Below are 26947 nucleotides of genomic sequence, written 5' to 3' on the forward strand. Positions count from 1 at the left end.
TCCATTAATGGTTGCGTTCCCGAAGGATTCAAGTCATGACGGTGGTAAGCGTCGAACATGCGCTGGCGGGCAAGATCCCGGCCGGCGGCGAAGTCACGGTACGCGGTTGGGTGCGCACACGGCGCGATTCCAAGGCTGGCCTGTCCTTCGTCAACGTCAGCGACGGCTCCTGCTTCGCGCCGATCCAGGTCGTCGTCCCGAGCGCGCTGGGCAACTACGAATCCGAAGTGAAGCACCTCACCGCGGGTTGCGCGGTCGTGGCCACGGGCACCTTGGTCGTGTCCCAGGGCCAGGGCCAGAGTTACGAGATCCAGGCCTCCGAGCTGGAAGTGGTCGGCTGGGTGGAAGACCCGGAAACCTATCCGATCCAACCCAAGGCGCACTCGCTGGAATTCCTGCGCGAAGTGGCCCATCTGCGTCCACGCACCAACCTGTTCGGCGCGGTGACGCGCATCCGCAACAGCCTGGCGCAGGCGGTGCACCGTTTCTTCCACCAGAACGGCTACTACTGGATCAGCACGCCCATCGTCACCACCTCCGATGCCGAGGGCGCCGGCCAGATGTTCCGCGTGTCCACGCTGGACCTGGCCAACCTGCCGCGCACCGACAAGGGCGAGGTGGATTTCAGCCGCGATTTCTTCGGCAAGGAAACCTTCCTCACCGTGTCCGGCCAGCTCAACGTCGAGGCCTACTGCCTGGCGCTGAGCAAGGTCTACACCTTCGGCCCCACCTTCCGCGCCGAGAACAGCAATACCACCCGCCACCTGGCCGAGTTCTGGATGATCGAGCCGGAGATCGCCTTCGCCGATCTGGCCGAGGACGCGCGCGTGGCCGAGGAGTTCTTGAAGTATCTGTTCCGTGCGGTCCTGGAAGAGCGCGGCGACGACCTGGCGTTCCTGGCTGAGCGCGTGGACAAGACCGCGATCACCAAGCTGGAAGAATTCATCAACGCGCCGTTCGAGCGCATCGAGTACACCGATGCGATCAAGCTGCTGCAGGAATCCAAGCAGAAGTTCGATTTCCCGGTGGAATGGGGCCTGGACCTGCAGACCGAGCACGAGCGCTGGCTGACCGAGCAGCACGTGGGCCGGCCGGTGGTGGTGACCAACTATCCGGAGCACATCAAGGCGTTCTATATGCGCCTCAACGACGACGGCAAGACCGTGGCCGCGATGGACGTGCTTGCGCCCGGCATCGGCGAGATCATCGGCGGCAGCCAGCGCGAGGAACGGCTGGACGTGCTGGATTCGCGCATGGCGCAGTTCGGGCTGGATGCGGCGCATTACGGCTGGTACCGCGATTTCCGCCGCTACGGCACGGTGCCGCATGCGGGCTTCGGCCTGGGTTTCGAGCGGCTGGTGGTCTATGTCTGCGGACTTTCCAATATCCGCGATTCGATCCCCTACCCGCGCGCGCCGGGCAATGCTGAGTTTTGATGTCACCGGCATCCAAGAAAAAAGAGCATCGTCATCCCAGCGAAAGCTGGGATCCATCTTGATCTTCGCGGTGGCCTTAACTGACGCACGAAAAACAAAGTCAAAGTCAAAATGGATCCCAGCTTTCGCTGGGATGACGACGTTAAAAACTTCCTGAGGTTTGATTCTTAGTGATCCTGTTCTTCGCCCTGCTCTTCGTCGCCACCGCCATCGCCGGTTTTTGCGCGTTCGTGATTTTCTGGCCGCTGACGCTGGTGCACGTGCGCGACCGCCATGAAGCGCTCGCCGCCGAATTCGGCGCCGGGGCTTTCCTCAAGCCGGCCGCATTGGGCTGGCTGTTGAGCGGCCGCTACCGCGAAACGCACGACAGTTCGCTGACCGGTCTGGCGACGCCGGCGAAGGTTTCGCTGCTGGTCATTTTTTTCGGTCTGGCATGCGCCGGCGCGCTTTGGGTCCTGTCCCTGGTGATGGCATGAACGAAACGATCGACTATCAGTGGTATGTAGCGTCCCTCGGCCGCACCTTGGTCTGGGCGCGGCTGCGCGTGCGCGAAGCGGGCACCGCGGAAATCTTCGACAGCGACGGCAATACCCTGACCTACGACAGCGACGACACCGCCCGCGCCGCGCTGTTCGATGCCGAATTCGTGGCTTTCGATGGATTGGACGAAGACGATGCGTTGGCCAGGGGCTTCTCGCTGGACGAAGTCTCGCCGCCGCGCGCGGAGAACGACGCCGCATTGCGCAATCTGATGGTGCAGTCGCTGGGCGCGCGGGCCTGATCCGCTTCGATGTACACGCCCTCGGCTTTCGTTGAAACCGACCTGCTCGAACTCGATCGGCTGCTGGGGCGCGATCCTTTCGTTACTCTGATCAGCTGTGAGGAAGGCATCCCCTTCGCCAGCCATCTGCCCGTGCTGTATTCGCGCAACGGCGAGCGCGTGCTGATCGAAGGGCATTGGGCCAGGCCGAATCCGCAGGTAGCGCATGGCGGCTCCGCATTGATGATCGCGCACGGCCCGCATGCCTATATCTCCCCAGGCTGGTACACCGACAAGGAAGAAGCGGCGCGGGTGCCGACCTGGAACTACGCGGTAGCGCACCTGACCGGCAGGCTGGAAGCTTCCACCGAAGAGGCTTTCCTTGCCAGCATCGTCGACCGCCTGAGCGTCCGTCACGAAACCGCCGTCGGCAGCGATTGGCGCTACGAGCACGAAAACCCCAGGCTCCGCAGCCAGTTGCGCGGGATCGTGGGGTTCCGTTTCGTGCCCGAACGGATCGAACTGAAATTCAAGCTCAGTCAGAACCATCCTGCGGCCAATGTGCGGGGTGCAGCGGACGGGCTGTCGAAGCTGGAGGATCCGCAGTCGCATGAGATCGCGGAATTGATGAGGGAGCGACTCGCAAGTCGCGCGCCCGACTGAGGAATGCATGGACCTGAATCTCAACGGAAAACATGCGCTGGTTTGCGGAGCCTCGGCAGGCATAGGACGCGCGGCCGCACTGGAGCTCGCGCTGCTGGGTGCGGACGTCACTCTGCTGGCACGGCGTGCCGAAACGCTTGAAGCAGTAGCGTCCTCCCTGCCCCGCAATGCCGCAGGCCAGCGGCACGACTGGATAGCCGTCGATATTTCCGAGCACGAAGCGCTGGCTGCGCGCGTACAGGCGCTGGCCAGCGCCAACCCGGTGCATATTCTGGTCAACAACACGGGCGGGCCGCCCGGTGGCCGCGCGATCGATGCGGACGCCAGCGCCTACCTCGACGCCTTCAACCAACATCTGCTGGCCAATCAGATGCTGGTGCGGGCGGTGCTGCCCGGCATGCAGGGCGCGCAATGGGGCCGCATCGTCAATGTGATTTCCACCTCGGTGAAAGAACCTATCGTCAACCTCGGCGTCTCCAATGCCATCCGCGGCGCGGTCGCGAGCTGGGCCAAGACCTTGTCGCGCGAACTGGCCCAGGACGGAATCACGGTCAACAACGTATTGCCCGGCTATACCCGTACGGCACGACTGGAGCAAATTCTGGACGACCGCTCCGCCTCCACCGGCAAGACACGCGATGCGATCGCCGCCACTATGTTGTCGACCGTGCCGGTAGGCCGGTTCGCCGAAGCCGGTGAGATCGCCGCCGCCATCGCTTTCCTTGCCAGTCCTGCGGCCGCCTACGTCAATGGCGTCAGCCTGGCGGTGGACGGCGGGCGTATGCAATCGATCTAGCGCGAGAACACGCTTCACCGGATACATCTCCATCGGCGCCCATTCCGCCAACGATGACGCTTTCGACGCGGGCGGTTAAGCTTGGCGTATGCAGAAGCTGCACCATTGGATCGACGGCCAGGCGCAACCGCCCAGAAGCGGAGGTTGGCTGGAGGTATTCGATCCCTGCACGGCCCAGCCCCATGCGCAGGTGGCGCGCGGCGATGCCGAAGACGTGGAAGCCGCCGTCGCCGCCGCCGCGAGGGCCTTCCCGGCATGGTCCGCTCTGCGCAACAGCGACCGCGCCGCATGGCTGGAGAAACTCGCTGTGGCGTTGGAATCGCGCATCGATACCTTCGCCCGCGCAGAGTCGCTGGATGGCGGCAAGCCGTTCGCGCTGGCGCGCGATGTCGAGATACCGCGTGCGGTTTCCAACCTGCGCTTCTTCGCCCATGCGGCGACCCAGTTCGCCAGCGAATCGCATCACGGCGAGGCGGGGTTGAATTACACCTTGCGCCCGCCATTAGGCGTGGTGGCGACGATTTCGCCGTGGAACCTGCCGCTCTATCTGTTCACCTGGAAGATCGCCCCCGCTTTGGCGGCCGGCAATACGGTAGTCGCCAAACCTTCTGAAGTGACGCCGCTGACGGCGACGATGCTGGGCGAACTGGCGGCCGAGATCGGTTTTCCGAACGGCGTGCTGAATATCGTGCACGGGCTGGGGCCGGAAGTCGGCGAACCGCTGGTTACCCATCCGCAGGTGCGTGCGGTGTCGTTCACCGGCAGCACTGCGGTCGGCAAGCGCATCGCCTCGCTGGCTGCGCCCGCGTTGAAGAAAGTGTCGCTGGAACTGGGCGGCAAGAATCCGTCGTTAGTGTTCGCCGACAGCGACTGGCGCGCCCAAACCGATACCTTGGTGCGTTCGGCTTTCCAGAATTCCGGCCAGATATGCCTGTGCGGTTCACGCCTGCTGATCGAACGCTCCATTTACGCGGATTTCCGCGATGCCCTGGTCGAACGCGTGCGCAATCTGCAAATAGGCGATCCCATGGCTGAGGGAACACAGCTGGGCCCGCTGGTCTCGCAGGCCCACCTGGATAAGGTCATGGCCTGTCTGCAGCGGGCGCGCGAAGAAGGCGGCCGGTTCCTGTACGGCGGCAATCGGATAGATCGCGCCGGTTGGTTCGTCGAACCGACCGTGATCGAAGGGCTCGGGCCCGACTGCGCAAGCAACCGCGAAGAGATTTTCGGGCCCGTGGTCACGCTGCAAGCCTTCGATACCGAAGCGCAGGCTCTGGCCCTCGCCAATGCCAGCGACTACGGCCTGTCCGCATCGCTATGGACCCGCGACCTGGATCGCGCGCACCGGCTCTCCGCGCAGTTGCGCGCGGGCATCGTGTGGGTCAATACCTGGTTGATGCGCGACCTGCGTACGCCGTTCGGCGGCGTCGGTTCTTCCGGGCTGGGTCGCGAGGGCGGTGCCGAAGCGATGCGTTTCTTCACCGAACCCAAGAATGTCTGCCTGGCCCTGCTGCCTTAGTCTGCTGCCTTTAGTCTGCTGCCTTTAGTCTGGGATAATGGACGAATGACCGACCTCGAACAGCTTTTACACAACAACCGCGAATGGGCCGAACGGATCAAGCAGGAAGATCCCGGCTTCTTCAAACGCCTGTCCCAGCAACAATCCCCCCGCTACCTTTGGATCGGCTGCTCGGATTCGCGCGTGCCGGCCAACCAGATCCTGGGACTGGATCCGGGCGAGGTCTTCGTACACCGCAATATCGCCAATCTGGTCGTGCACACCGACCTGAACTGCCTGAGCGCCATCCAGTTCGCAGTCGATCTGCTCAAGGTCGAGCACATCCTCATCGTCGGCCATTACGGCTGCAGCGGCGTGCATGCCAGCCTGACCAACCGCCGCGTGGGCTTGGCCGATAACTGGCTGCGCCACGTGGGAGATGTCGCGCAGAAACACGCCGCTCTGCTGGAACAGGTGGAAACCGATTCGCTGCGCCACGCGCGTCTGTGCGAACTCAACGTCATAGAACAGGTCAGCAACGTGTGCCAGACGACCATGCTGCAGGACGCATGGGCGCGCGGGCAGGCGGTTTCGGTGCACGGCTGGGTCTACAGCCTGTTCGACGGACGCGTGCGCCAGCTAGGCATGGACGTGGACGGCACCGAGCAACTCGCGCCCGCCTACCAGAAAGCCATCGCTGCGGTGCAGCCGCACGGCGATCGCCATGAGTGAGGCGGTGCGTACGGATTCCGCGCCCGCCCCGGTGGGCAGCTATCCGCATGCGCGTCGCGTTGGCAACTTGCTGTTCCTTTCCGGCATCGGTCCGCGCAACCCTGTCGACGATAGCATCGCCGGCAACGAGTATTTCGCCGATGGCCGCGTGCGCAAGTACGACATCGAGGCGCAGGCGCGTGCCGTTTTCGCCAATGTGCGTGCGGTGCTTGAGGCCAGCGGCGCTGCCTGGGAAGACCTGATCGACGTGACCGTCTATCTCACCGACATGGCGCGCGACTTCAAGGCCTACAATCGGGTTTGGGGCGAGCATTTCCCCGACCCTGCCGCCGCCCCTTGCAGGACCACGTTGGGCATAACGGCCCTGCCTACGCCGATCGCCATCGAACTGAAGTGCGTCGCAGCGATCAAGGAGTAACCGGATGCTTCCGAACCCACTGAACCTGCAAGCCTGGATCGAGGAACACCGCCACCTGCTCAAGCCGCCCGTCGGCAACAAGGTGATCTATGCCGGCGACTTCATCGTGATGGTCGTAGGCGGGCCGAATTCGCGCACCGATTATCACTGGGACGAAGGCCCGGAATGGTTCTACCAGCTTGAGGGCGAAATGGTGCTGCGTATCCAAGAAGATGCGGCGGTGCGCGATATCCCGATCAAGGCCGGCGAGATCTTCCTGTTGCCGCCGCGCGTGCCGCATTCGCCCCAGCGCATGCCCGATTCCATCGGCCTGGTCATCGAACGCAAGCGCCTGCCGCACGAGGACGACGGCCTGCTGTGGTTCTGCGAACGATGCAACCACAAGGTGTACGAGGAATACTTCCACCTGCACGACATCGAGAAGGATTTCCCGCCCGTGTTCGACCGCTTCTATTCCTCGGCCGAACATCGCACCTGCGGGAACTGCGGGCATCTGAATCCGGCTCCCGATCGGTACGTAATGCCGGACACCTAAGCGCACAGCAAACCGTATCTGCCACGTGGAATGCGAATGTAGGGCGGGCACTGCCCGCCGCTCTTTCCGTCATCGCTCGCCAAACCCCGAGTCTGGGCCATTGTTGGCAAGCCCCCAATCCCGGTCGTAAAACCCCTGCCTCACCAGACGATGAAAGCTGGAGTAAGGCCACTCTCGCACTTGCTCTACGAGACCATGCTTGACTGGATTGAAATGCAGGTAATCCATCTGACGGCGCCAATCCGATTCATCGCGGATCAGGTGCTCCCAAAAGCGGGGCTGCCATACGCGTGCGTCGCAACCGATTCCATCGCTGCGGGATAGCCCGCTCTCCCTGGAGAATCCTGCTTTGATGAGCCCCCATCGTTTTGAATAGTCGCAGTCGTCCTCGGGCAATTGCCAGATGGCATGTATGTGATTGGGGAGTATTACCCAGCCATCTATCTGGAATGGAAATAAGGCTTGTACCCCAGCCACAATCCCGCGCAGCAATTCGATATTGGACTGCACCAGGATCGGCCGCCGGTATGCGGTGACCACGGTGAACGAGTAGCAGGCTCCGGGAGCACGAGCGCGACGATAGTTTGGCATCCCCGGCAGGCTAGCGGCATCGGCGGGCCGTGCCCGCCCTACTATCCTGATTTTCCTGTCAGATTTTTGCCCGCTCCCTATCCGTGATTGCAGAAGCCAGGCAATGCCCGCCTCGCCCGGCTAAACTGAGCCATGCTCAAGATCGACACCCACGCCCACTACCTGCCGCATACCTGGCCGGACCTGGCGAAGAAGTACCACGACGAGCGCTTCCCCGTGATCCATCACGGCGATGACGGGCGTGCTCGCATCTACAAGGATGGCAAGTTCTTCCGCGAGATCTGGCCCAAAACCTGGGATCCGCAGGTACGCATCGACGACTACGCCAGGTTCGACGTGCAGGTGCAGGTGCTCAGCACCGTGCCGGTCATGTTCAGCTATTGGGCCAAGCCCAATCAGGCATTGGAACTGCACCAGGCGCTCAACGATCACACGGCCGAAGCTTGCCGACAGTACCCCCGCCACTACGCGGGCATCGGCACGGTGCCGATGCAGTCGCCACGGCTGGCGGTCCAGGAGCTGGAACGCTGCATGGACCAGTTGGGTCTGCAAGGGGTGCAGATCGGCAGCCATATCGGCGACTGGAATCTGGACGCACCCGAGCTCTTCGAGTTCTTCCAGGCGGCGGCCGAGTTGGAAGCCGCGGTGTTGGTGCATCCCTGGGACATGATGGGCGCGGCCAGCATGCCCAAATACTGGCTGCCCTGGCTGGTAGGCATGCCGGCCGAGCAATCGCGCGCTGCTTGCTGCCTGATCTTCGGCGGCGTACTGGAACGGTTGCCGAAATTGAAGATCTGCCTGGCCCACGGCGGCGGCAGTTTCCCCTACACCATCGGCCGCATCGAACACGGTTTCAATATGCGCCCCGACTTGGTGGCCACGGACAACCCCGGCAATCCTCGCGATTACATCAAGCAACTCTACTTCGATTCATGGGTGGCCGATCCCCGCGCGTTGCGATACCTGCTGGACACCGTGGGCACCGAGCGCGTGATGCTGGGCACCGACTATCCCTTCCCACTAGGCGAACAGGAGCCGGGCGCAGGCATCGCAGCCCTGAATCTCGATTTGGCCGGACAGGCGCGCCTGTACCACGGCACCGCGCTGGAATGGCTGGGCCTGTCGGCCTCGCGCTTCGCATGAACCAGAACCCACGCTTTTTCCAGAGATTGATTGCCAAATGACCGATCTGCTTTCCCGTACCCATGCCATGGCCCTGGACGCCGCCGATCCGCTGCGTCCGCTGCGCAGCGAATTCCTGATTCCCAAGCACAAACACAACGAGCAGATCTATTTCTGCGGCAACTCGCTGGGCCTGCAGCCGCGCGGCGCACGCGCGCATGTGCTGCAGGTGTTGGACAAGTGGAGCCACGAAGCGGTGGAGGGCCATTTCACCGGTCAGGCGCAATGGATGACCTATCACGAACAGGTGCGCGAACCGCTTGCGCGCGTGGTCGGCGCCCAGCCCTCGGAAGTGGTGGCGATGAATTCGCTGACCGCCAACCTGCACCTGATGATGGTCAGTTTCTACCGTCCGACCAACGAACGCGCCGCCATCATCATCGAAGCCGGCGCCTTCCCTTCCGATAGGCATGCGGTCGAATCGCAGATCCGCTTCCATGGTTTCGATCCGGCGACCCAGCTGATCGAAGTGCAGCCCGACCAGGCCGATGGCACCTTGTCGATGGGGGCCATAGAACGTGCGATAGGCGAGCACGGGTCGCGTGCCGCGTTGGTCTTGTGGCCTGGCATCCAGTACCGCACCGGACAGTCTTTCGAGCTCAAGAAAATCGCGCGCCTCGCCCACGCCCAAGGCGCGGTGGCGGGCTTCGACCTGGCCCATGCCGTCGGCAACGTGCCAATCGAGCTGCACGACAGCCAGGCCGATTTCGCGGTGTGGTGCCATTACAAATACATGAACTCCGGTCCGGGCGCCGTCGCCGGCTGCTTCGTGCACGAGCGCCATGCCCGCACCAGCCGCCCCCGCTTCGCTGGCTGGTGGGGCCATGAAAAGGAAACCCGTTTCCAGATGGGCCCGCAGTTCGTGCCGACGCCGGGCGCCGATGGCTGGCAGCTCAGCAATCCGCCCATCCTCGCGCTGGCACCGTTGCTGGCGTCGCTGGAAGTGTTCGACAAGGCCGGCGGCATGGCCGCGATCCGCACCAAGTCCGAGAAGATCACCGGCTTCCTGGAGGCGCTGATACGCGCGCGCGTTCCCGAAACATTGGAGATCGTCACGCCTTCCGAGCCGGCACGTCGCGGCAGCCAACTCTCGTTGCGCGTCGCCGGTGGGCGCGAACGGGGACGCGAGCTGTTCGAATACCTTTCCTCCGTCGGCACCATCGGCGATTGGCGCGAACCCGATGTGATTCGCATCTCGCCCGCACCGCTCTACAACAAATTCATGGACGTTTATCGTTTCGTCGAGGAAGTCGAGTCTTGGCGGGGCGTGTAAACGGCATCTTTAAAATCGTCATTCCCGCGAAGGCGGGAATGACGAGCAAATAAGTGAATGACGACAGGTGGGTGCATTGACTGATACGACTGCCAGATCCATCACACTCATCGGCGCCGGCCTGGCCGGCGCGTTGCTGGCCATCCTGCTCGCCCGCCGTGGCTGGCGCGTCGACGTATACGAGAAACGCGGCGATCCACGCGTAAAAGGCTACGAAGGCGGCCGTTCCATCAACCTGGCTCTCGCCGAGCGCGGGCGTAATGCCTTGCGCCAGGCCGATGCCGACGACGAAGTGATGGAACAGGCGGTGATGATGCGCGGCCGCATGGTGCATTTCCTGGATGGCCGCCAGCAGTTGCAGCGTTATGGACGCGACGATTCGGAAGTGATCTGGTCGATCCACCGCGGCGACCTCAATATCGTCCTGCTCGATCTTGCCGAACAGGCCGGGGCCCGTCTGCATTTCAACCACAAGCTCGAAAGCGTCGACTTCGACGCCCGTTCCGCGCGTTTCCTCGACGAGCGCGACGGCTCGGCAAGCGAAGCTGGATTCGAAGCGCTGGTGGGCGCCGACGGCGCGGGCTCTTCGTTGCGCGCGGCGATGATGAAACGATCCGACTTGGGCGAGACGACGGAGTTCCTCGACCATTCCTACAAGGAACTCGAAATCCCGCCGGACGCGAACGGCGATTTCAAGATCGAACCCAATGCATTGCATATCTGGCCGCGCGGCCACTACATGTGCATCGCGCTGCCGAACGACGAAAAGACCTTCACGGTCACCCTGTTCCTGCCCAACCAGGGCGATCCCAGTTTCGCCACGCTGCGAACCGGCGCCGAGGCCAGGGCCTTGTTCGAACGCGATTTCGCCGATGCCGTACCGTTGATCCCACGGTTGGAGCAGGACTGGGAGCGTAATCCCCCCGGGCTGCTGGCCACGCTGTACCTGGATCGCTGGCATATCGACGGTCGCGCCGTGCTGCTCGGCGATGCCGCGCACGCCATGGTGCCCTTCCATGGCCAGGGCATGAACTGCGCGTTCGAGGATTGCGTGGTATTGGCGCGGAAGCTGGAACAGCATGCGGATCTTGCCGATGCCTTCGCTGCATTCGAGGCCGAACGCAAGCCCAATGCCTCGGCCATCCAACAGATGGCGCTGGAGAATTACCTGGAGATGCGGGACCGTGTCGACGACCCGGATTTCCTGCTGCAGCGGGAACTTGAGCGTGTGCTGCAGGAGCGGCATCCTGGGCGTTTCGTGCCGCACTACACCATGGTCACTTTCATGCTGATTCCGTACGCGACGGCGCTGCATCGTAGCGAGATACAGCGCGAAATCCTGGTCGCGGCGACGCGCGGGCTGGACTCGCTGGAGGCGGTCGACTGGAAAGCCGTGGATGCCGAAATAATGTCGCGCCTCGACATCCTGGTGGACGCCGCCTGATGGCCGCGAGTTTCCTTTTCTACGACCTGGAAACCTTCGGCCGCGACCCGCGTCGCACCCGCATCGCGCAGTTCGCTTCAGTACGCACCGATAGCGATCTGAATGTCGTAGAAGAGCCGATCAGCTTCTTCGTCAAACCCGCCGACGATCTGCTGCCCTCGCCTGCCGCCACGCTGATCACCGGAATCGCCCCGCAGCATGCGTTGCGTGAGGGCGTGGATGAAGCGGAAGCCTTCGCCCGCATCGCCGAGGAAATGGCGCGCCCGGAGACCTGCACGCTGGGCTGGAACTCGCTGCGCTTCGATGACGAGTTCGTACGCCATGGACTGTTCCGCAATTTCTACGACCCGTACGAGCGCGAATGGCGCGGTGGGAATAGCCGTTGGGACATGCTGGATGTGATGCGGCTTGCGCATGCGCTGCGTCCAGAGGGAATCGTCTGGCCCGAACGCGAGGATGGAGCCACCTCTTTCAAGCTGGAGCATCTGGCGGCGGCCAATGGCGTTCGTGAGGGCGACGCCCACGAGGCTTTGTCCGACGTATACGCCACGATAGGCATGGCGCGTAAGTTCCGCGACGCCCAGCCACGCCTGTGGGACTACGCGCTCAAGCTGCGCGACAAGCGTTTCGCCGCCACGCTGCTGGACACCGTGGCGCTGACCCCGGCCCTACATATTTCCCAGCGTTATCCCGCAAGCCGGATGTGCGCAGCGCCTGTGCTTCCCCTGGCCCGCCATCCGCGATTCGACAACCGCATCATCGTATTCGATCTCGATGGCGATCCCGAAGCGCTGTTGAGCCTCGAGGCTGGGGATATCGCCGACCGGCTCTACACGCCCGCGGCGGATCTTCCGCCCGGCGAGCAACGCGTGCCACTGAAGGAAGTACATCTGAACCGCTCGCCCGCACTGGTCGCATGGTCGCACCTGCGCGAGGAGGACTACGTCCGCCTGGGGATCGACAGGCTCGCCGCCGAAGCCGTGGCCGACCGGCTGCGTCCTTTCGCCACGCAGCTCGCGGAGAAGATGCGGCAGGTTTTCGGCAGTGAGCGAGCGCACGACAAAGCCGACGTCGATGCCGCCCTTTACGACGGCTTCATCGCCGATGGCGACAAGCGCAGGATGGCCGAAGTCCGTGCCACGCCACCCGAGCATCTGGACAAGCGCGAGTTCGGCTTCAAGGACCCGCGCCTGCCGGAACTTCTGTTCCGCTATCGCGCCCGCAATTGGCCCGGCACGTTGACCCAGCCCGAACAGGAGCGCTGGAATCATTACCGCAGGCAACGACTTCATAGGGACAGCGGAATGTCGGAAGCAACCTTCGAATCCTATTATCAGGAGATCGATACCCTTCGCCTGCAGTGCGCGGAAGACGGCGTCAAACAAGTCTTGTTGGATCAACTGCTGGCATGGGGTAAAGAGTTGGAACGCCAACTATCGTAGGAGCGACGTGAGTCGCGAATGGATCTTGATGGATTTCATTCGCGACTTACGTCGCTCCTACGCGCGATTATCTGCAACTTTGCTTATGGCCTTTCTATGACTACCTATTTCTCCGATGCCAGCTTCAAGTTCCTGCGGGCCCTGGCCAAGCACAACGACAAGGCCTGGTTTGCCGCCAACAAGCAGAAATACGAAGACCACGTGCGTCAGCCGTTCCTGCGCCTGTTGACCGACCTGCAGCCCGATCTTGCTCAGGTTAGCCCTCATTTCCGCTCGGATCCGAAAACCGTGGGCGGCTCGCTGTTCCGCATCTATCGCGACGCGCGTTTCTCCAACGACAAGTCCCCCTACAAATCCTGGCAAGGCGCACGGCTCTACCACGAGCGGCGCAAGCAAGTGCCCGCACCTTCCTTCTACGTGCACCTGCAACCCGGCGAATGTTTCGTCGGCGCCGGTCTCTGGCATCCGGAACCCGATACCCAACGCCGCATCCGCCAGTTCATCGTCGACAATCCCGGCAGCTGGAAGGCCGCCGCTCATGCGCCGAAATTCCGCAAGCGCTTCGAATTCGAAGAAGGCGAGATGTTGAGCCGCCCGCCGCGCGGGTTTCCGGCCGATTTCGAATTCATCGACGATCTGAGGCACAAGAACTTCGTGTTCTGGCGTTTGCTGGACAACGGGACCATGACCGGGCCGAAGCTGCGGCAGACGCTGGCGGCCGACCTTGCCGCTCTGGCCCCATTCGTGGACTATCTGTGCGCCGCCCTGGATCTGGAGTTCTGAACATGAAGAAATGGATCGCTTTGGTCTTGGTGTTGTTGATCGCCCTGGTCGGCTATGTGGCCGCAGGCCCGTACCTTGCGATCAACGGCATCCGCACGGCGCTGGCCGAGCAGGACACCGGCAAGCTGGAGCGGCATGTCGACTTCCCTGCTCTGCGCGTCAGCATCAAGGCGCAGATGGAAGATGCCCTGGCGCGGCGCGCGGGCAGCGACCTGGGGTCGAATATCTTCGGCGCCTTCGCCTTGTCGATCGCCAGCAATGTCATGGGCAGCGGGGTGGACGCCATGGTCACCCCGCTGGGCATCGGCGCCTTGCTGCAGGGGCGTAGCATGTGGAAGCAATCCATCGGCGAGACCGTGGATGGCGACACCTACGGCAAACCCGTGCCTGCCGATCCTCTGAAAACGGCGACACATAAGTACGAGTCGTTGTCGCGTTTCACCGCCACCGTGCAGGACGAGGATGGCGACCCGGTGGTGTTCGTGTTCAAACGCAACGGGCTGACCTGGAAGCTGGCCGACATCCGCTTACCCTTGTAGGAAATCAGGGATTCGCCACGCCGTGCGGCACATGGCCGGTGGCCACATGCAGGCGCGCACTGTCGATGTTGTGCTGGGAGTCGTCGAAGAAGATATCGGCGCCGAACGCCTCCAGGAACGGACCTTTATGCCTGCCGCCGAGGAATAGCGCCTCGTCCAGGCGCACGCCCCACTCGCGCAAGGTACGGATCACGCGCTCGTGCGCCGGGGCCGAACGCGCGGTGACCAGCGCGGTGCGGATGGGTGCGTCCTTGCCGGGCGGAAAAGCGGCCTGCAGATCGTGCAACGCGGACAGGAAGCCCTTGAATGGCCCGCCCGACAAAGGCTCCTTGGCGCGGTCCCGCTCGTGCCGGCCGAAGGCTTCCACTCCCTGCTCCCGCGACACCCGTTCGCTTTCGTCGCCGAAGATCACCGCGTCGCCGTCGAAAGCGATACGCAGCTGGTCGGAACGTTGCTGCAAAGCCTTGGCCGGCAGGATCGTAGCCGCGGCGATGCCGTGTTCCAGCGAGCGCCGCACGGACTCCGGATTGGCGGAAAGGAACAGGTCCGCGCCGAAGGGCTTCGCGTACGGCCAAGTCGGCTCGCCCGACGTGAAGGTGGCGCGGACGATGCCCAGCTGATGGTGCTGGATGGAATTGAAGATGCGAAGCCCGGTGTCGGCGGAATTGCGCGACAGCAGGATCACTTCGACCCTGGGCGTATCGGCGGGCGCGCCTTCATTGAGCGCCAGCAATTTCCGCACGACCGAGTAAGCCATGCCGGGAGCCAGCACGTCGTCTTCGTGCGTCCGCTGGAAATCGCTGTACGCCTCGACCCCTTCGCTCTCGAAAAGCGCGTGGCTTTCTTCCAAGTCGAAAAGCGCGCGGGAAGTGACCGCGACAGTCAGCAGGCGGGGGGTGTTATCGGAAGACATGCGCCATTATCCCGCATGCCGGTCGCATCCGACGAGAAGGCCCTGGCTAGCTTGTGCCTCCGGGAACCGCGCGCACCACGATCCGGGTCGGAGGCCCGCGCTGATTGTCGCGGGTCACGGCCCGTACTTCGACCTGCAGGTCGATGGTTTTCTGCTGCGCAGGCGCGCCTTCCTGCCACATGAACAGGAAATCGCTGCTGCGTCCCTCGACGGGAGCCTGGATCGGCCCTTCGGGGAAGATCGCATAGGCCGGGTTATTGGAAACCACTTTGAACTCGAACCCTACATCGCGCAGCTTGTGCTTTCCGCGCGGCCATTCGACCTCCACCGAAAGCAGGCCGGTGTCATCGCAGGTGGTGTGCTTGGGACCGATGCCGCGGACTATTTCCGTGACCGCCACCACCGGCGCAGGTATCTCGCCGTCCACCGTTTCGACCGGCGCACTGCCCGCAGCCAGCGCGAACGGCTTCAGCTTGCTGGTCATTCCGCACGCATAAACATGCGGTGCGGCCAATAGCGCGCACAGCATGACCGCACACTTGCCCTTCATAGGAGACCCCTCCCCCAATCGGAATGTCTGTACTTGAGCCGCCCCACTTCACGGCTATCGAAAGCATACCTCTTTTCCGGTCAAGTCAAGGCGGGTCAGACCACGAACTGCTCGCTGAGGATGCGCTCTTCCAGATTGTGCTCGGGGTCGAACAACAGCGTCACGGTGCGCTCGCGTGATTCGCGGATGGTGACCTCCACGACGTCGCGTACTTCGTGCGAATCGGCGGTGGCGCTGACCGGGCGCTTGTAGGGGTCGAGCACGCGGAAACGCACTTCGGTGTCGGCCTTGAGGATCGCGCCACGCCAGCGGCGCGGGCGATACGGCGCGATCGGGGTCAGGGCGATGGTGTGCGAGCCCAACGGCAGGATCGGGCCGTGCGCCGAAAAATTGTAGGCGGTGCTGCCGGCCGGCGAGGCCACCAGCAATCCGTCGCAGACCAGCTCGTCGACGCGGGTCTGGCCATTGAGATCGATGCTCAGATGCGCGGCCTGCCGGGTCTGGCGCAACAACGAAACCTCGTTGTAGGCCAGCGAGCCGATGCTGGCGCCCGATTCGGTGAGCGCCAGCATTTCCAGTGGGCGCAGCTTGGCGGGTTCGGCCGCGGCGATGCGGTCCAAAAGACCGCCATCGCGGTAATGATTCATCAGGAAGCCGACGGTGCCCAGCTTCATGCCGAACACCGGCTTGCCCAGGCCGCCATGGCGATGCAGGGTCTGCAGCATGAACCCGTCGCCGCCCAGCGCGCAGAGCACGTCGGCGTCTTCGGGTTCGCAGACGCCGTGAAGCGCGGTCATTTGCGTCAGCGCCTGCTGCGCTTCTTCAGAGGGACTGGCGAGAAAGGCGATGCGTGGCGTAGTCATGGCGGCAGCATAACCTCAACCCAGCGCTACAGGAGCGGGAAGGCCCGCTCCTGTAGCTCGCTCAATGCTTGGCCGACAACTGCGACAGGCGCTGGACCGCAACCGAGGCCGTCGGATAGTCAAGCGTCTTCTGCGCGGCCAGTTCGTTGAGCATGTTCAGGGTGAAACGCAGGACGGCATCGTCGCGTTCGATCCAGTTGCGGACCTTGGCATCGGCGTCGTTCCCCTTCATCGACAGCACCTGGTCGGTAAGCAGGCGCTGCTGGGTCGCGAGCTCGTCGCGCAATACGCCGCGCGCCACCGCATGCCAGCGCCCGTCGACCTGCAATCCGTCGATCTGGTCGAACAGCCACGGCAGATGCAGCGCCTCGCCCAGGCGGTAATGCGCCTTGGACACTTCCGCCGGCTTGAGCTTGCGCGCACGCGCGAGTTCGATGATGTCGCTGGAAGGCTCGAGATAAGGCAAGGCCGCGAGCTGGCCGGCGAGCGTCGACGGCAGGCCCTTTTCCTTCCAATCCTTCAGGCTGGCCTCGTAGGCGGGACGCAGGGAATCCGGCAACACGCCATCGGCCGCGCGGATTTCGTTGTAGCCATCGTGGTAGCGCGCCACCGCGGTGGCGATATCGGGAATCGCGCCCGGGCGGCTCAACAGCCAGCGGGTGAACGAACGTTGCAACGACCAGATCACCTGCAGGGCATCGATCTGCACGGGCTCGGGCACCTTGCCGTCCAATGCGTCGATCTGCGTCCACAGCGCGCGCGCATCCAGGGTTTCGCGGGTGATGGTGAACGCCTTGGCCACTTCGGCCGGACTGCGCCCGGTGTCTTCCTGCATGCGCAACAGGAAGGTCGCGCCCATGCGGTTGATGGTGGAATTGGTCACCGCGGTGGCGATGATTTCGCGCTTGAGGCGATGCTTCTCCATTTCGTTGGCGTATTTCTTCTGCAACGGTTCGGGGAAGTAGCGCTGCAGTTCCTTGGACAGGTAGGCGTCTTCGGGAATATCCGAATCCAGCAGCTGCTGGTATGCCACCAACTTGGAGTAGGAAAGCAGCACCGACAGCTCCGGGCGGGTCAGCCCTTGCCCGCGCGCTTTGCGCTCGGCCAGTTCGGCATCGGACGGCAGGAATTCGATCTGCCGATCCAGCAGGCCCTGCGATTCGAGGGTTCGGATGAAATGCTGCTTGGAACCCAGACGCGAGACGCTCATCCGCTCCATCAGACTGATCGCCTGGTTCTGGCGATAATTGTCGAACAGGACCAGATCGGCCACTTCATCGGTCATCGACGCCAACAGCTTGTTGCGCGCGTCGTAGGTCAGTTTCTTGGACTGAACCACGCCGTTGAGCAGGATCTTGATGTTGACCTCGTGGTCCGAGGTGTCCACGCCGGCGGAGTTGTCGATGAAGTCGGTGTTGAGCAGCACGCCGTGCTGCGCGGCCTCGATGCGGCCGAGCTGGGTCAGACCCAGGTTGCCGCCCTCGCCCACCACTTTGCAGCGCAGCTCGCTGCCGTTCACGCGCAGCGCGTTGTTGGCGCGGTCGCCCGCATCGGCGTGTTGTTCGCTGCTGGCCTTCACGTAAACGCCGATACCGCCGTTCCACAACAGGTCCACGGGCGACTTCAGGATCGCGCTCATCAGTTCGTTGGGCGACATAGACTTCACCTCGTCGGCGATGCTCAATGCCGCACGCACTTCCGGCGTGAGGTTGATCGCCTTCAGCGAGCGCGGATAGACGCCGCCGCCCTTGGAGATGAGGTTGACGTCGTAGTCGGCCCAACTGGAACGCGGCACCTGGAACATGCGCTCGCGCTCCTTGAACGAGCGCGCCGCATCCGGATTCGGATCCAGGAAGATGTGGCGATGATCGAACGCGGCCACCAGGCGGATATGCTTGGACAGCAGCATGCCGTTGCCGAAAACGTCGCCCGACATATCGCCGATGCCGGCGCAGGTGAAGTCCTGGGTCTGCGAATCGCGGCCCATGGCGCGGAAGTGGCGCTTGACCGATTCCCACGCGCCCTTGGCGGTGATCCCCATGCCCTTGTGGTCGTAACCGACCGAACCGCCGGAGGCGAACGCATCGCCCATCCAGAAACCGTGCGCGATGGCCAGGCCGTTGGCGATGTCGGAGAACGTGGCCGTTCCCTTGTCCGCCGCGACCACCAGATAGGGATCGTCGTTGTCGTGGCGAACCACATCCTGCGGCGGCACGATCTTGTTGCCGACGATGTTGTCGGTGATGTCCAGCAGGCTCTGGATGAACATCTTGTAGCAGGCGATACCTTCGGCCAGCACCGCATCACGATCGGCGCCGACCGGCGACTGCTTGACGAAGAAACCGCCCTTGGCGCCGACCGGTACGATCACCGTGTTCTTCACCATCTGCGCCTTGACCAGGCCCAACACCTCGGTGCGGAAATCCTCGCGACGATCGGACCAGCGCAAACCGCCGCGCGCCACCGGGCCGAAACGCAGATGCACGCCCTCTACGCGCGGACCGTAGACGAAGATCTCGCGGTACGGACGCGGCTTGGGCAGGTCCGGCACCTGCGCCGAGTCCAGTTTGAAGCTGATCGTGTGCGCGGGACGGCCGTCCGCACCTTTCTGGTAATAGTTGGTGCGCAGCGTGGCTTCGATCACACCCATGAAGCTGCGCAGGATGCGGTCTTCGTCCAGGCTGGAGACGCGGTCCATCAACTTGAGCAAAGTCTTGTGGGTGGCTTCGACCTGGTGTTCGCGGCCTTCGCCGCGCATCTCGATTACGTACTGCAGGGACTTGAGCGTGGCTTCATCGCCACCCGCCAAGGCGCGCAGCTGTCGGGCGAAACGCTCCTGGCCCTGCTTGATCTCGGCCTTGCTCTCCTTGCCCGTGCAGGGATCGAAGCGCGCCTCGAACAGCTCGACCAGCAGCCTGGCCAGCAGCGGATAGCGATTGAGCGTTTCTTCCACATAGCTTTGGGAGAACGGCACGCCGGTCTGCATCAAGTATTTGCAATAGCCGCGCAGCAGCGCGACCTGCCGCCACTCCATGCTGGCGCCCAGCACCAGGCGGTTGAAGCCGTCGTTCTCGGCGTCGCCGCGCCAGATACGCGCAAAAGCTTCCTCGAAGGCGGCGTTGCGGTTCTCGACATCGATCTCGCCGCTGGCCGATTCGACCTCGAATTCCTGGATATAGACCGGGGTGCCCTCCACTTCCAGACGGAACGGGTGTTCGGAGATCACGCGCAGGCCCATGTTCTCCATCAACGGCAGGGCGTCGGAGAGCGGCAGGTCGCGGTGCTGGCGGTAGAGGTTGAGGCGCAACCTGCCCTCGCCTTCGCGCTGGCGGCGCGACAGATGCAGGCTCAGGCGCAGATCGTCCGGTCCATTGAGCGCGGCGAGCTGTTCGACGTCGCTGGCGGCGATATCCGGCGAAACGGTTTCGATATAACCGGCCGGCAAGGCGCGTGCATAGCTGCCGGAAAGCTTGAGGCCTTCGGATTCGCCATGGCGCGCGATCAGCGTTTCGCGCAGGTCGTCCTGCCAGTTGCGCAGCAGGTGCGCCAGGCGCGCTTCGAGTTGGGCGGTATCGACGTCGACTTGCTCGCCCGCGTGCGGGCGCACCACTAGGTGCAGCTGCGCCAGCGGCGATTCGCCCAATTGGACGTTGGTATCCACGTATTCGCCGTGCAGCGCTTCCTTCAACAAGGCTTCGATGCGTAAACGCACATCCGTGTTGAAGCGCTCGCGCGGGATATAAACCAACGCCGAAAAGAACCGTCCATAGCGGTCGCGGCGCAGGAACAGCTTGCTGCGCACGCGTTCCTGCAAGCCCAGGATGCCCAGGCTGGTGCGGCTGAGTTCGTCTTCGTTGGACTGGAACAATTCCTCGCGCGGCAACGTTTCCAGGATGTGGCGCAGGGCTTTGCCGCTATGGCTGTTGGGAGACAGGCCGGACTGGCGCATGACGTGTTCGTGACGCTCGCGCACCAGCGGGATTTCCCAGGGCCGGCGGTTGTAGGCGCTGGAGGTGTACAGGCCGATGAAGCGCTGTTCGGCCACGGGGTTGCCCTTGGCGTCGAATTCCAGCACGCCGATGTAGTCCATGTTGCCGGGACGATGCACGCTGGAGCGGGCGTTGGTCTTGGTCAGGATCAGCGTATCCACCGAACCGGATTGCGGCATGTAGTGAGCGGCGAGCGATTTCACGTTGCGCGCGGTCGATTGGCCCTTGCCACGCAGCAGGCCCAGGCCGCCCCCGGTTGCTTCCAGGATGCGTTCGCCGTCTTTGCGTTCGATCCGGTATTCGCGATAGCCGAAGAAGGTGAAGTGGTCGTCGGCGGCCCAACGCAGGAATTCCTGGGCTTCACGACGGCCGGCGTCGTTGACCGGCATGCGACGCGTGGCCAGGTCCTCGGCAAGCGAGAGCATCTTGTCGCGCATCGCGGTCCAGTCCTGGACGATGGAGCGGACTTCGCCCAGCACCTTGCGGACGCGGGCTTCGATCACCGGCATCTGCTCGGCCGGCTGACGGTCGATTTCCAGCAACATCAGGGATTCGGGTTGCCCTTCGCCCACCGCGGTGAGCTTGCCGGCCTTGTCGCGACTGAAGCGCAGCAACGGGTGCCCCAGCACATGCACGCCGATACCGGCTTCGGCCAGGGCCATGCTCACCGAATCGACCAGGAACGGCATGTCGTCGTTGACGATCTGCAGTACGGTGTGCGGCGATTCCCAACCGTTGGCTTTCAGGGTGGCGTTGAACACGCGCACGTTGGCGGTGCCCGGCTTGCGCACACGCGCGAAATCCAGCATGTCGCAGGCCAGCGCGGCCCAGGCTTCGGGCGCGTGGTGCGGATATTCGTCGTCTTCCATGCGCTTGTAGAACGATTCGGCGAAGGCCTTCGCTTCGGCCTGGCGCGCCGCCGGCAAGCGCTTGCGGATGGCGGTGAAAATGGGTTCGAGCGAGAACACAGAGGTGGACTTGGCTGGCGCCGTTTTCGCTGCCGTGGCCTTGCTGGTCTTGGCCGCGGAGGCCTTGGTATCGCTGGTCGTAAGGTCGGATTTGGAGGAGGACTTCGCGGTTTTTTTCGGTTTGCGAACAGCGTTCATGCAGGCCGTGGCTCTGTGTTTGTAGGCAGTAGGTAATTGTAGCCTCGCGGGCGATGACAGCCTTGTTGCGCGGCCGCAAATCATCGACCTCCCTTCATGAGGGAATCAGCGGGTTGCTGCTAGCGAACGGAGCTGATCCGGCTTGCGCGCATCGGACATCACGTGGAGAAGGCACCCTGCCGCTGGCGATGAATCGTCTGTGCCGAAATCGGAGCGAGCCCTCCGATTTCGCGTCCAGGGCTGGTCAAATTCTGAACTGGACGGTATAGTCCAATTCAGATGCCAGCCTCCCCCAGCCCTAGTCCCGCCTTGCGGCGCCGCCAACGCGTGCACGACGCCGTGCGGGAGTTGATGGCCGAACAGGGCTTCCGGATCAGCATGGACGCGGTAGCCGCACGCGCCGGCTGCTCCAAACAGACGCTGTATTCGTATTTCGGCAGCAAACAGGAGCTGATGCGCAGCGTCATGCAGGAACACCTGGACATGGCCACGGCCCGCCTGGACGACCAACACGGCGAACACGGCGATTTGCGCACGACCCTGCTAGCGTTCGCGATGGAGCACCTGCAGCGCCTGTCGGAGCCCCACGTGATCACGACCTGCCAACTCCTGAGCGCGGAGGCTGCCCTGTTCCCCGAAGAGGCCCGGACCCTGTACCGCGACGGCTGCGACACCCTGCAGCAACGCCTGGCTGAATGGTTGGATCTGGCCATGCGCCGTGGGCAACTCAGGCATGACGATCCGCACTGCGCGGCGGAATTGCTGTTGGGCATGATCGTCGGCCTGGATTTCGAGCGTCAACGCTTCGCCGTACCGCATCGAGACACCGATGCCGTGCGCAGGCGTTGGGCCGAATTCGCCGTCGATGCCTTCTTGCGCGCATTCGCGCCGGGAACACAAGCCCCGCCCACAAGGTCTGCTATCGCTTTCCTACCTTCCGCATCCAAGTCTTGACCCGGAGTTCCCCCATGACCCCCACTCTTCGTCCGATCGCCTTGAGCGTCGCATTGCTTATGGCCGTGGCTGCCTGCAAAAAGCAGGAACAACCCGCGCCGCCACCGCCTGAGGTCGGGGTAATCACCGCCGCGCCGCAGACGGTTCCGCTGCAGCGCGACCTGGTCGGTCGCTTGGCCCCTTACCGCAGCTCCGACGTCCGCGCTCGTGTGCCCGGCGTACTGACCAAGCGCGTCTATCAGGAAGGCAGCGACGTGAAGGAAGGCCAAGTCCTGTTCCTGATCGACCCTGCCCCGCTGCAGGCTTCCCTCAGCTCAAGCCAGGCGCAGCTGGCTTCGGCACAAGCCAGCTATACCAACGCGCATATCGCCGCCGAGCGGGCGCGCCAGTTGATCGGGCAGAAGTTCATTTCCAAGTCGGACCTGGACAATGCCGAGGCCGCCGAACGCAGCGCCGCGGCGGCCGTGCAGTCCGCCAAAGCGGGGGTCACCGGGTCGCGCATCAGTCTGGATTACGCCAGCGTGCGCGCTCCCATTTCCGGGCGTGCCGGCAAGCAACAGGTCACCGAGGGCGCGTTGGTCGGACAAGGCGACGTGACCCTGCTGACCACCATCGACCAGATCGATCCCCTATACGTCAATTTCTCGATGAGCGTTTCGGAGCTGGAAGCGCTGCGCAAGGCGCAGGGCGCCGGCAGCGTGGCGTTGCAGGGCAACGGCAAGGCGCAGGTGCAAGTGACCCTCGGAGACGGCAGCGTGTATGGCGAAACCGGCACGCTGGATTTCTCGGACGTGGTCGTGGATCCGCAGACGGGCGCGGTGTCGTTGCGGGCGCAGTTGCCGAATCCCGACAAGGCTTTGCTGCCCGGCAGCTTCGTCACCCTCAAGGCAACGCTGGGCGAGCAGAACAACGTGTTCCTGGTACCGCAGGTGACGGTGCAGCGCGACACGATCGGCGCCTACGTGATGGTCGTCGGCAAGGACGGCAAGGTAGCGCGCAAGAACGTCGAGACTTCCGGTACGCGCGAGGGAAATTGGTTGGTGACCTCCGGCCTGGCCGCAGGCGATCAAGTCATTGCCGCAGGCTTGCAGAAGGTCAAGGAAGGCTCGCCCGCCAAGGCGACCCCGTGGAATCCGAACGCAGCCCCGGTCGGCGCCCCGAACGCCGCCAAACCCGCTGCGGGTACTGCCGGCGCCGCCAAGCCCGCCGCAAACGGCGAGACGCCGGCCAAGCAGGGCGAAAAGCCCGCGCAGCAGCACTGACCGAGGCGCCAGACCATGTCCAAGTTTTTCATCGACCATCCCGTCTTCGCATGGGTGGTGGCGATCCTGATCACGCTTTCGGGGGTGATCTCGATCCTCGGACTCGGCGTCGAGTCCTATCCGTCCATCGCCCCGCCGCAGGTCACCGTCAACGCGACCTACCCCGGCGCCAGCGCCGACACCGCCGAAAAATCGGTCACCCAGGTGATCGAGCAGCAGCTGACCGGCATCGATCACCTGCTGTACTTCAGCTCTTCTTCCAGCTCCAACGGCCGGGTCAGCATCACCCTCACCTTCGAAACCGGCACCGACGCCGACATCGCCCAGGTGCAGGTGCAGAACAAGGTCGCTCTGGCCACGCCGCGCCTGCCTAGCGAAGTCACCCAGCAGGGCGTGGTGGTGGCCAAGGCCAACGCCGGCTTCCTGATGGTGGTGGGCCTGCGTTCGACCAACAGCACGATCGACCGCAACCGCCTCAACGACATCATCGGCTCGCGGGTACTGGAGCAGATTTCGCGTATTCCCGGCGTCGGCAGCACCCAGCAGTTCGGTTCCGAATACGCCATGAACATCTGGCTCAATCCCGACCGCCTGCAGGGCTACGGCATGTCGGCCAGCCAGGTACTGACGGCGATCCGCGGCCAGAACGTGCAGTTCGCCGCCGGCTCGGTCGGCGCTTCGCCGCAGCCGCAGGGCCAGGGTTTCACCGCCACGGTTTCGGCCGAAGGGCGTTTCAGCTCGCCGGAGCAGTTCGAGAACGTGGTGCTGCGCGCCAACAGCGATGGCACCACGGTACGGCTGAAGGATGTGGCGCGGGTCGAATTCGGCGCCCAGAGCTACGGCAACGACACCAGGTACAACGGCGCCCCCACCGGCGCCTTCGCCGTGCAGCTGCTGCCCGGCGCCAATGCGTTGAATGTGGCTGGCGCGGTACGCAGCAAAATGGATGAACTGGCGCCCAGCTTTCCGCAGGGCGTGGAATGGTTTTCGCCCTACGACAGCACCACCTTCGTCAACATCTCGATCAAGGAAGTGATCAAGAGCCTGGTCGAGGCGATGGTCCTGGTGTTCCTGGTGATGCTGATCTTCCTGCAGAACTTCCGGGCCACGCTGATTCCCACGCTGGTGATCCCGGTCGCGCTGCTGGGCACGTTCCTGGGCATGAGCATCATCGGCTTCACCATCAACCAGCTGACTTTGTTCGCCATGGTGCTGGCGATCGGCATCGTGGTGGACGACGCGATCGTGGTGATCGAGAACGTCGAGCGCATCATGTCGGAAGAAAAGCTTCCGCCGCGCGAAGCCACCCGCAAGGCCATGGGACAGATCACCGGCGCGGTGATCGCGATCACGGTGGTGCTGGCCGCAGTGTTCATTCCCAGCGCTCTGCAGGGCGGCGCGGCTGGCGAGATCTATAAGCAGTTCGCGCTCACCATCGCCATCGCCATGGCCTTTTCGGCGTTCCTGGCGCTGGGTTTCACTCCGGCGCTGTGCGCGACCATGCTGAAGTCCGAGCACCACGACGAGAACAGGAAGCCCAACTTCATCTTCCGCATTTTCAACAAGTACTACGACAAGGTGCAGCACACCTACGTCGGCCACATCACCAGCGCCGTCAAGCATGCGCCGCGCTGGATGATCCTGTTCGCGGTACTGGCGGTACTGACCGGCTTCCTGTTCACCCGCATCCCGGGCAGTTTCCTGCCGGAAGAGGATCAGGGCTATGCCCTTGCCATCGTGCAGCTGCCGCCGGGTGCGACCCTGGAGCGCACCAACAAGGTGTTCGAGCAAATGCGCGGCAAGTTGGACGGCATGGAGGGGATCGAAGGAATGTTGCAGATCGCCGGCTTCAGTTTCGTCGGCTCCGGCGAGAACGTCGGCATGGCCTTCATCCGGCTCAAACCATGGGATGAGCGCGACGTAGTCGCCTCCGATTTCATCGGCCAGGCCAACGGCGCGTTCTCGAGCATCAAGGAAGCGCAGATCTTCGTGGTCAACCTGCCGACCGTGCAGGGTCTGGGCCAGTTCGGCGGCTTCGACATGTGGCTGCAGGACCGCGCGGGCGCAGGCCGTGAAGCCCTGACCCAGGCACGCAACACCCTGCTCGGTGCCGCCGCGCAGAACCCGGTGCTCACCGGCGTGCGGCCGAACGGCCTGGAGAACGCTCCCCAGTTGCAGCTGCACGTGGATCGCGTGCAGGCACAGTCGATGGGCATGTCGGTCACCGACATCTATAGCGCGATCCAGCTGATGCTGGCACCGGTCTACGTCAACGACTTCTTCTACGAAGGCCGCATCAAACGGGTCAACATCCAGGCCGATGCGCCGTACCGGCAAGGTCCCGAGTCGCTATCGCGCTTCTACACGCCCAGCACGCTGGCCGCGGACAACGGTGGTACCACCAGCATGATTCCCCTGAGCAACGTCGTCAGCAGCGAATGGGTGACCAACCCGCCCGCGCTGACTCGCTACAACGGCTATTCGGCGGTCAACATCGTCGGCGCGCAAGCGCCCGGCCGCAGCTCCGGCGAAGCGATGGCCGCGATGGAGGAGATAGTGAGGGACCAGCTGCCCACGGGTTATGGCTACGACTGGGCCGGCATGTCCTACCAGGAGATCATCGCCGGCAACTCGGCCACGCTGCTGCTGGTGCTTTCGCTGGTGGTGGTGTTCCTGTGCCTGGCCGCGCTGTACGAGAGCTGGTCGATCCCGCTGGCGGTGATGCTGGTGGTGCCGATCGGCATCCTCGGCGCACTGTCCTTCTCGATGCTGCGCGGATTGCCGAACGACCTGTACTTCAAGATCGGCATGACCACGGTGATCGGCCTGGCGGCCAAGAACGCCATCCTGATCATCGAGTTCGCCGTCGAACAGCGGCGCGAAGGCAAGACCCTGCGCGAAGCCGTAGTCGAAGCCTGCCGCCTGCGTTTCCGCCCCATCCTGATGACCTCTTTCGCTTTCATCATGGGTGTGATTCCGCTGGCGATCTCCACCGGCGCGGGCGCCAATTCGCGTCACGCCATCGGTACCGGCGTGATCGGCGGCATGATGTTCGCTACCTTCATCGGCCTGCTGTTGATCCCGGTGTTCTTCGTGGTGGTGCGCCGCATGTTGGGCGACAAGCTGGATGAGCCCTCGAAGGAATATCTGGAACACAAGCAGCAGCCTGCGCCGCGCTGATCTTCGTGCGTGGACGATAAGAACCCCGGCATCGTGCC

The 26947-nt window shown here is 63.5% G+C and carries 23 protein-coding genes; 18 read left to right on the top strand and 5 right to left on the bottom strand.

Translation table 11 applies throughout. The features are described from left to right. The first annotated feature begins 35 nt into the window (after positions 1-35). From asnS to J2W94_RS05565, 9 genes are all read left to right on the top strand, one after another. Entirely contained in the window at positions 36-1436 is a 1401-nt protein-coding gene (gene asnS, locus J2W94_RS05525; protein ID WP_310090896.1) for an asparagine--tRNA ligase, read from the top strand. A gap of 170 nt (positions 1437-1606) precedes the next feature. Then, the gene (locus J2W94_RS05530; protein WP_310090898.1) at positions 1607-1912 is read left to right on the top strand and encodes a hypothetical protein; all 306 of its coding nucleotides are present in this window, start codon (positions 1607-1609) and stop codon (positions 1910-1912) included. Beyond that, a complete protein-coding gene (locus tag J2W94_RS05535; protein ID WP_310090899.1) occupies positions 1909-2217 on the top strand; it encodes a hypothetical protein in 309 nt (102 codons plus the stop codon). The genes J2W94_RS05530 and J2W94_RS05535 overlap by 4 nt, the downstream gene beginning before the upstream one ends. A 9-nt stretch (positions 2218-2226) precedes the next feature. Continuing rightward, entirely contained in the window at positions 2227-2859 is a 633-nt protein-coding gene (locus tag J2W94_RS05540; RefSeq protein ID WP_310090900.1) for an FMN-binding negative transcriptional regulator, read from the top strand. Between the two features lie 7 nt (positions 2860-2866). Continuing rightward, positions 2867-3655 carry an SDR family NAD(P)-dependent oxidoreductase gene (locus J2W94_RS05545; protein WP_310090901.1) on the top strand — a complete coding sequence of 263 codons (789 nt, stop codon included), beginning with the start codon at positions 2867-2869 and terminating at the stop codon, positions 3653-3655. Between the two features lie 88 nt (positions 3656-3743). After that, complete coding sequence (locus tag J2W94_RS05550) at positions 3744-5174, top strand: aldehyde dehydrogenase (RefSeq protein WP_310090902.1); 1431 nt, start codon at positions 3744-3746, stop codon at positions 5172-5174. 45 nt (positions 5175-5219) lie between these two features. Further along, positions 5220-5885, top strand: a complete 666-nt coding sequence (gene can, locus J2W94_RS05555) for a carbonate dehydratase (protein ID WP_310090903.1) — start codon at positions 5220-5222, stop codon at positions 5883-5885. Then, entirely contained in the window at positions 5878-6303 is a 426-nt protein-coding gene (locus J2W94_RS05560) for a RidA family protein (RefSeq protein WP_310090904.1), read from the top strand. Before can ends, J2W94_RS05560 begins: the two co-directional genes overlap by 8 nt. 4 nt (positions 6304-6307) lie before the next feature. Further along, on the top strand, positions 6308-6838 hold the full coding sequence (locus tag J2W94_RS05565; RefSeq protein WP_310090905.1) for a 3-hydroxyanthranilate 3,4-dioxygenase: 531 nt from the start codon (positions 6308-6310) through the stop codon (positions 6836-6838). 69 nt (positions 6839-6907) lie between these two features. Here the strand turns inward: J2W94_RS05565 and J2W94_RS05570 are convergent, their stop codons facing one another. Further along, the gene (locus J2W94_RS05570; RefSeq protein WP_430540547.1) at positions 6908-7429 is read right to left on the bottom strand and encodes an REP-associated tyrosine transposase; all 522 of its coding nucleotides are present in this window, start codon (positions 7427-7429) and stop codon (positions 6908-6910) included. Between the two features lie 132 nt (positions 7430-7561). On the opposite strand from J2W94_RS05570, the gene J2W94_RS05575 reads away from it, so the two are divergent. From J2W94_RS05575 to J2W94_RS05600, 6 genes are all read left to right on the top strand, one after another. Continuing rightward, positions 7562-8572 carry an amidohydrolase family protein gene (locus tag J2W94_RS05575; RefSeq protein ID WP_310090907.1) on the top strand — a complete coding sequence of 337 codons (1011 nt, stop codon included), beginning with the start codon at positions 7562-7564 and terminating at the stop codon, positions 8570-8572. 37 nt (positions 8573-8609) lie between these two features. Further along, positions 8610-9884, top strand: a complete 1275-nt coding sequence (gene kynU, locus J2W94_RS05580) for a kynureninase (RefSeq protein ID WP_310090908.1) — start codon at positions 8610-8612, stop codon at positions 9882-9884. Positions 9885-9960: 76 nt separating this feature from the next. After that, the gene (locus J2W94_RS05585; protein WP_310090910.1) at positions 9961-11328 is read left to right on the top strand and encodes an FAD-dependent oxidoreductase; all 1368 of its coding nucleotides are present in this window, start codon (positions 9961-9963) and stop codon (positions 11326-11328) included. After that, entirely contained in the window at positions 11328-12770 is a 1443-nt protein-coding gene (gene sbcB / locus J2W94_RS05590; protein WP_310090912.1) for an exodeoxyribonuclease I, read from the top strand. The genes J2W94_RS05585 and sbcB overlap by 1 nt, the downstream gene beginning before the upstream one ends. Before the next feature lie 96 nt (positions 12771-12866). Beyond that, a complete protein-coding gene (locus J2W94_RS05595) occupies positions 12867-13553 on the top strand; it encodes a DUF2461 domain-containing protein (protein ID WP_310090914.1) in 687 nt (228 codons plus the stop codon). 2 nt (positions 13554-13555) lie between these two features. Beyond that, positions 13556-14092 (top strand): DUF2939 domain-containing protein, encoded by a 537-nt coding sequence (locus tag J2W94_RS05600; RefSeq protein ID WP_310090915.1) that lies wholly within the window; start codon positions 13556-13558, stop codon positions 14090-14092. 4 nt (positions 14093-14096) lie between these two features. Here J2W94_RS05600 and J2W94_RS05605 read toward each other — a convergent pair whose 3' ends face one another. The 4 genes from J2W94_RS05605 to J2W94_RS05620 all read right to left on the bottom strand — a co-directional run bounded on the left by J2W94_RS05605 (position 14097) and on the right by J2W94_RS05620 (position 21513). Next, positions 14097-15005 (bottom strand): 5'-nucleotidase, encoded by a 909-nt coding sequence (locus J2W94_RS05605; protein WP_310090917.1) that lies wholly within the window; start codon positions 15003-15005, stop codon positions 14097-14099. A gap of 46 nt (positions 15006-15051) precedes the next feature. Further along, entirely contained in the window at positions 15052-15555 is a 504-nt protein-coding gene (locus tag J2W94_RS05610) for a hypothetical protein (RefSeq protein ID WP_310090919.1), read from the bottom strand. Between the two features lie 95 nt (positions 15556-15650). Next, positions 15651-16418: an NAD kinase gene (locus tag J2W94_RS05615; RefSeq protein ID WP_310090921.1), complete on the bottom strand. Its 768-nt coding sequence runs from the start codon at positions 16416-16418 to the stop codon at positions 15651-15653. 61 nt (positions 16419-16479) lie between these two features. Further along, positions 16480-21513 carry an NAD-glutamate dehydrogenase gene (locus tag J2W94_RS05620; protein ID WP_430540548.1) on the bottom strand — a complete coding sequence of 1678 codons (5034 nt, stop codon included), beginning with the start codon at positions 21511-21513 and terminating at the stop codon, positions 16480-16482. Between the two features lie 279 nt (positions 21514-21792). On the opposite strand from J2W94_RS05620, the gene J2W94_RS05625 reads away from it, so the two are divergent. From J2W94_RS05625 to J2W94_RS05635, 3 genes are read left to right on the top strand one after another with little or no spacing between them, the layout of a single operon-like run. Next, complete coding sequence (locus tag J2W94_RS05625; RefSeq protein ID WP_310090924.1) at positions 21793-22467, top strand: TetR/AcrR family transcriptional regulator; 675 nt, start codon at positions 21793-21795, stop codon at positions 22465-22467. A gap of 14 nt (positions 22468-22481) precedes the next feature. Further along, entirely contained in the window at positions 22482-23729 is a 1248-nt protein-coding gene (locus tag J2W94_RS05630; RefSeq protein WP_310090926.1) for an efflux RND transporter periplasmic adaptor subunit, read from the top strand. A gap of 15 nt (positions 23730-23744) precedes the next feature. Continuing rightward, positions 23745-26909: an efflux RND transporter permease subunit gene (locus J2W94_RS05635; protein ID WP_310090928.1), complete on the top strand. Its 3165-nt coding sequence runs from the start codon at positions 23745-23747 to the stop codon at positions 26907-26909. The last annotated feature ends 38 nt before the right edge of the window (positions 26910-26947 follow it).

Source organism: Pseudoxanthomonas sacheonensis, assembly GCF_031455975.1.
GTDB lineage: Bacteria > Pseudomonadota > Gammaproteobacteria > Xanthomonadales > Xanthomonadaceae > Pseudoxanthomonas_A > Pseudoxanthomonas_A sacheonensis_A.

What these genes read in the sequence shown, in the direction of transcription:
- asnS (WP_310090896.1), top strand. Translation starts at nt 36, where the DNA reads ATGACGGTGGTAAGCGTCGAACATGCGCTGGCGGGCAAGATCCCGGCC.
- J2W94_RS05535 (WP_310090899.1), top strand. Translation starts at nt 1,909, where the DNA reads ATGAACGAAACGATCGACTATCAGTGGTATGTAGCGTCCCTCGGCCGC.
- J2W94_RS05540 (WP_310090900.1), top strand. Translation starts at nt 2,227, where the DNA reads ATGTACACGCCCTCGGCTTTCGTTGAAACCGACCTGCTCGAACTCGAT.
- J2W94_RS05545 (WP_310090901.1), top strand. Translation starts at nt 2,867, where the DNA reads ATGGACCTGAATCTCAACGGAAAACATGCGCTGGTTTGCGGAGCCTCG.
- J2W94_RS05550 (WP_310090902.1), top strand. Translation starts at nt 3,744, where the DNA reads ATGCAGAAGCTGCACCATTGGATCGACGGCCAGGCGCAACCGCCCAGA.
- can (WP_310090903.1), top strand. Translation starts at nt 5,220, where the DNA reads ATGACCGACCTCGAACAGCTTTTACACAACAACCGCGAATGGGCCGAA.
- J2W94_RS05560 (WP_310090904.1), top strand. Translation starts at nt 5,878, where the DNA reads ATGAGTGAGGCGGTGCGTACGGATTCCGCGCCCGCCCCGGTGGGCAGC.
- J2W94_RS05565 (WP_310090905.1), top strand. Translation starts at nt 6,308, where the DNA reads ATGCTTCCGAACCCACTGAACCTGCAAGCCTGGATCGAGGAACACCGC.
- J2W94_RS05570 (WP_430540547.1), bottom strand. Translation starts at nt 7,429, where the DNA reads ATGCCAAACTATCGTCGCGCTCGTGCTCCCGGAGCCTGCTACTCGTTC.
- J2W94_RS05575 (WP_310090907.1), top strand. Translation starts at nt 7,562, where the DNA reads ATGCTCAAGATCGACACCCACGCCCACTACCTGCCGCATACCTGGCCG.
- kynU (WP_310090908.1), top strand. Translation starts at nt 8,610, where the DNA reads ATGACCGATCTGCTTTCCCGTACCCATGCCATGGCCCTGGACGCCGCC.
- sbcB (WP_310090912.1), top strand. Translation starts at nt 11,328, where the DNA reads ATGGCCGCGAGTTTCCTTTTCTACGACCTGGAAACCTTCGGCCGCGAC.
- J2W94_RS05595 (WP_310090914.1), top strand. Translation starts at nt 12,867, where the DNA reads ATGACTACCTATTTCTCCGATGCCAGCTTCAAGTTCCTGCGGGCCCTG.
- J2W94_RS05600 (WP_310090915.1), top strand. Translation starts at nt 13,556, where the DNA reads ATGAAGAAATGGATCGCTTTGGTCTTGGTGTTGTTGATCGCCCTGGTC.
- J2W94_RS05605 (WP_310090917.1), bottom strand. Translation starts at nt 15,005, where the DNA reads ATGTCTTCCGATAACACCCCCCGCCTGCTGACTGTCGCGGTCACTTCC.
- J2W94_RS05610 (WP_310090919.1), bottom strand. Translation starts at nt 15,555, where the DNA reads ATGAAGGGCAAGTGTGCGGTCATGCTGTGCGCGCTATTGGCCGCACCG.
- J2W94_RS05615 (WP_310090921.1), bottom strand. Translation starts at nt 16,418, where the DNA reads ATGACTACGCCACGCATCGCCTTTCTCGCCAGTCCCTCTGAAGAAGCG.
- J2W94_RS05620 (WP_430540548.1), bottom strand. Translation starts at nt 21,513, where the DNA reads ATGAACGCTGTTCGCAAACCGAAAAAAACCGCGAAGTCCTCCTCCAAA.
- J2W94_RS05625 (WP_310090924.1), top strand. Translation starts at nt 21,793, where the DNA reads ATGCCAGCCTCCCCCAGCCCTAGTCCCGCCTTGCGGCGCCGCCAACGC.
- J2W94_RS05630 (WP_310090926.1), top strand. Translation starts at nt 22,482, where the DNA reads ATGACCCCCACTCTTCGTCCGATCGCCTTGAGCGTCGCATTGCTTATG.
- J2W94_RS05635 (WP_310090928.1), top strand. Translation starts at nt 23,745, where the DNA reads ATGTCCAAGTTTTTCATCGACCATCCCGTCTTCGCATGGGTGGTGGCG.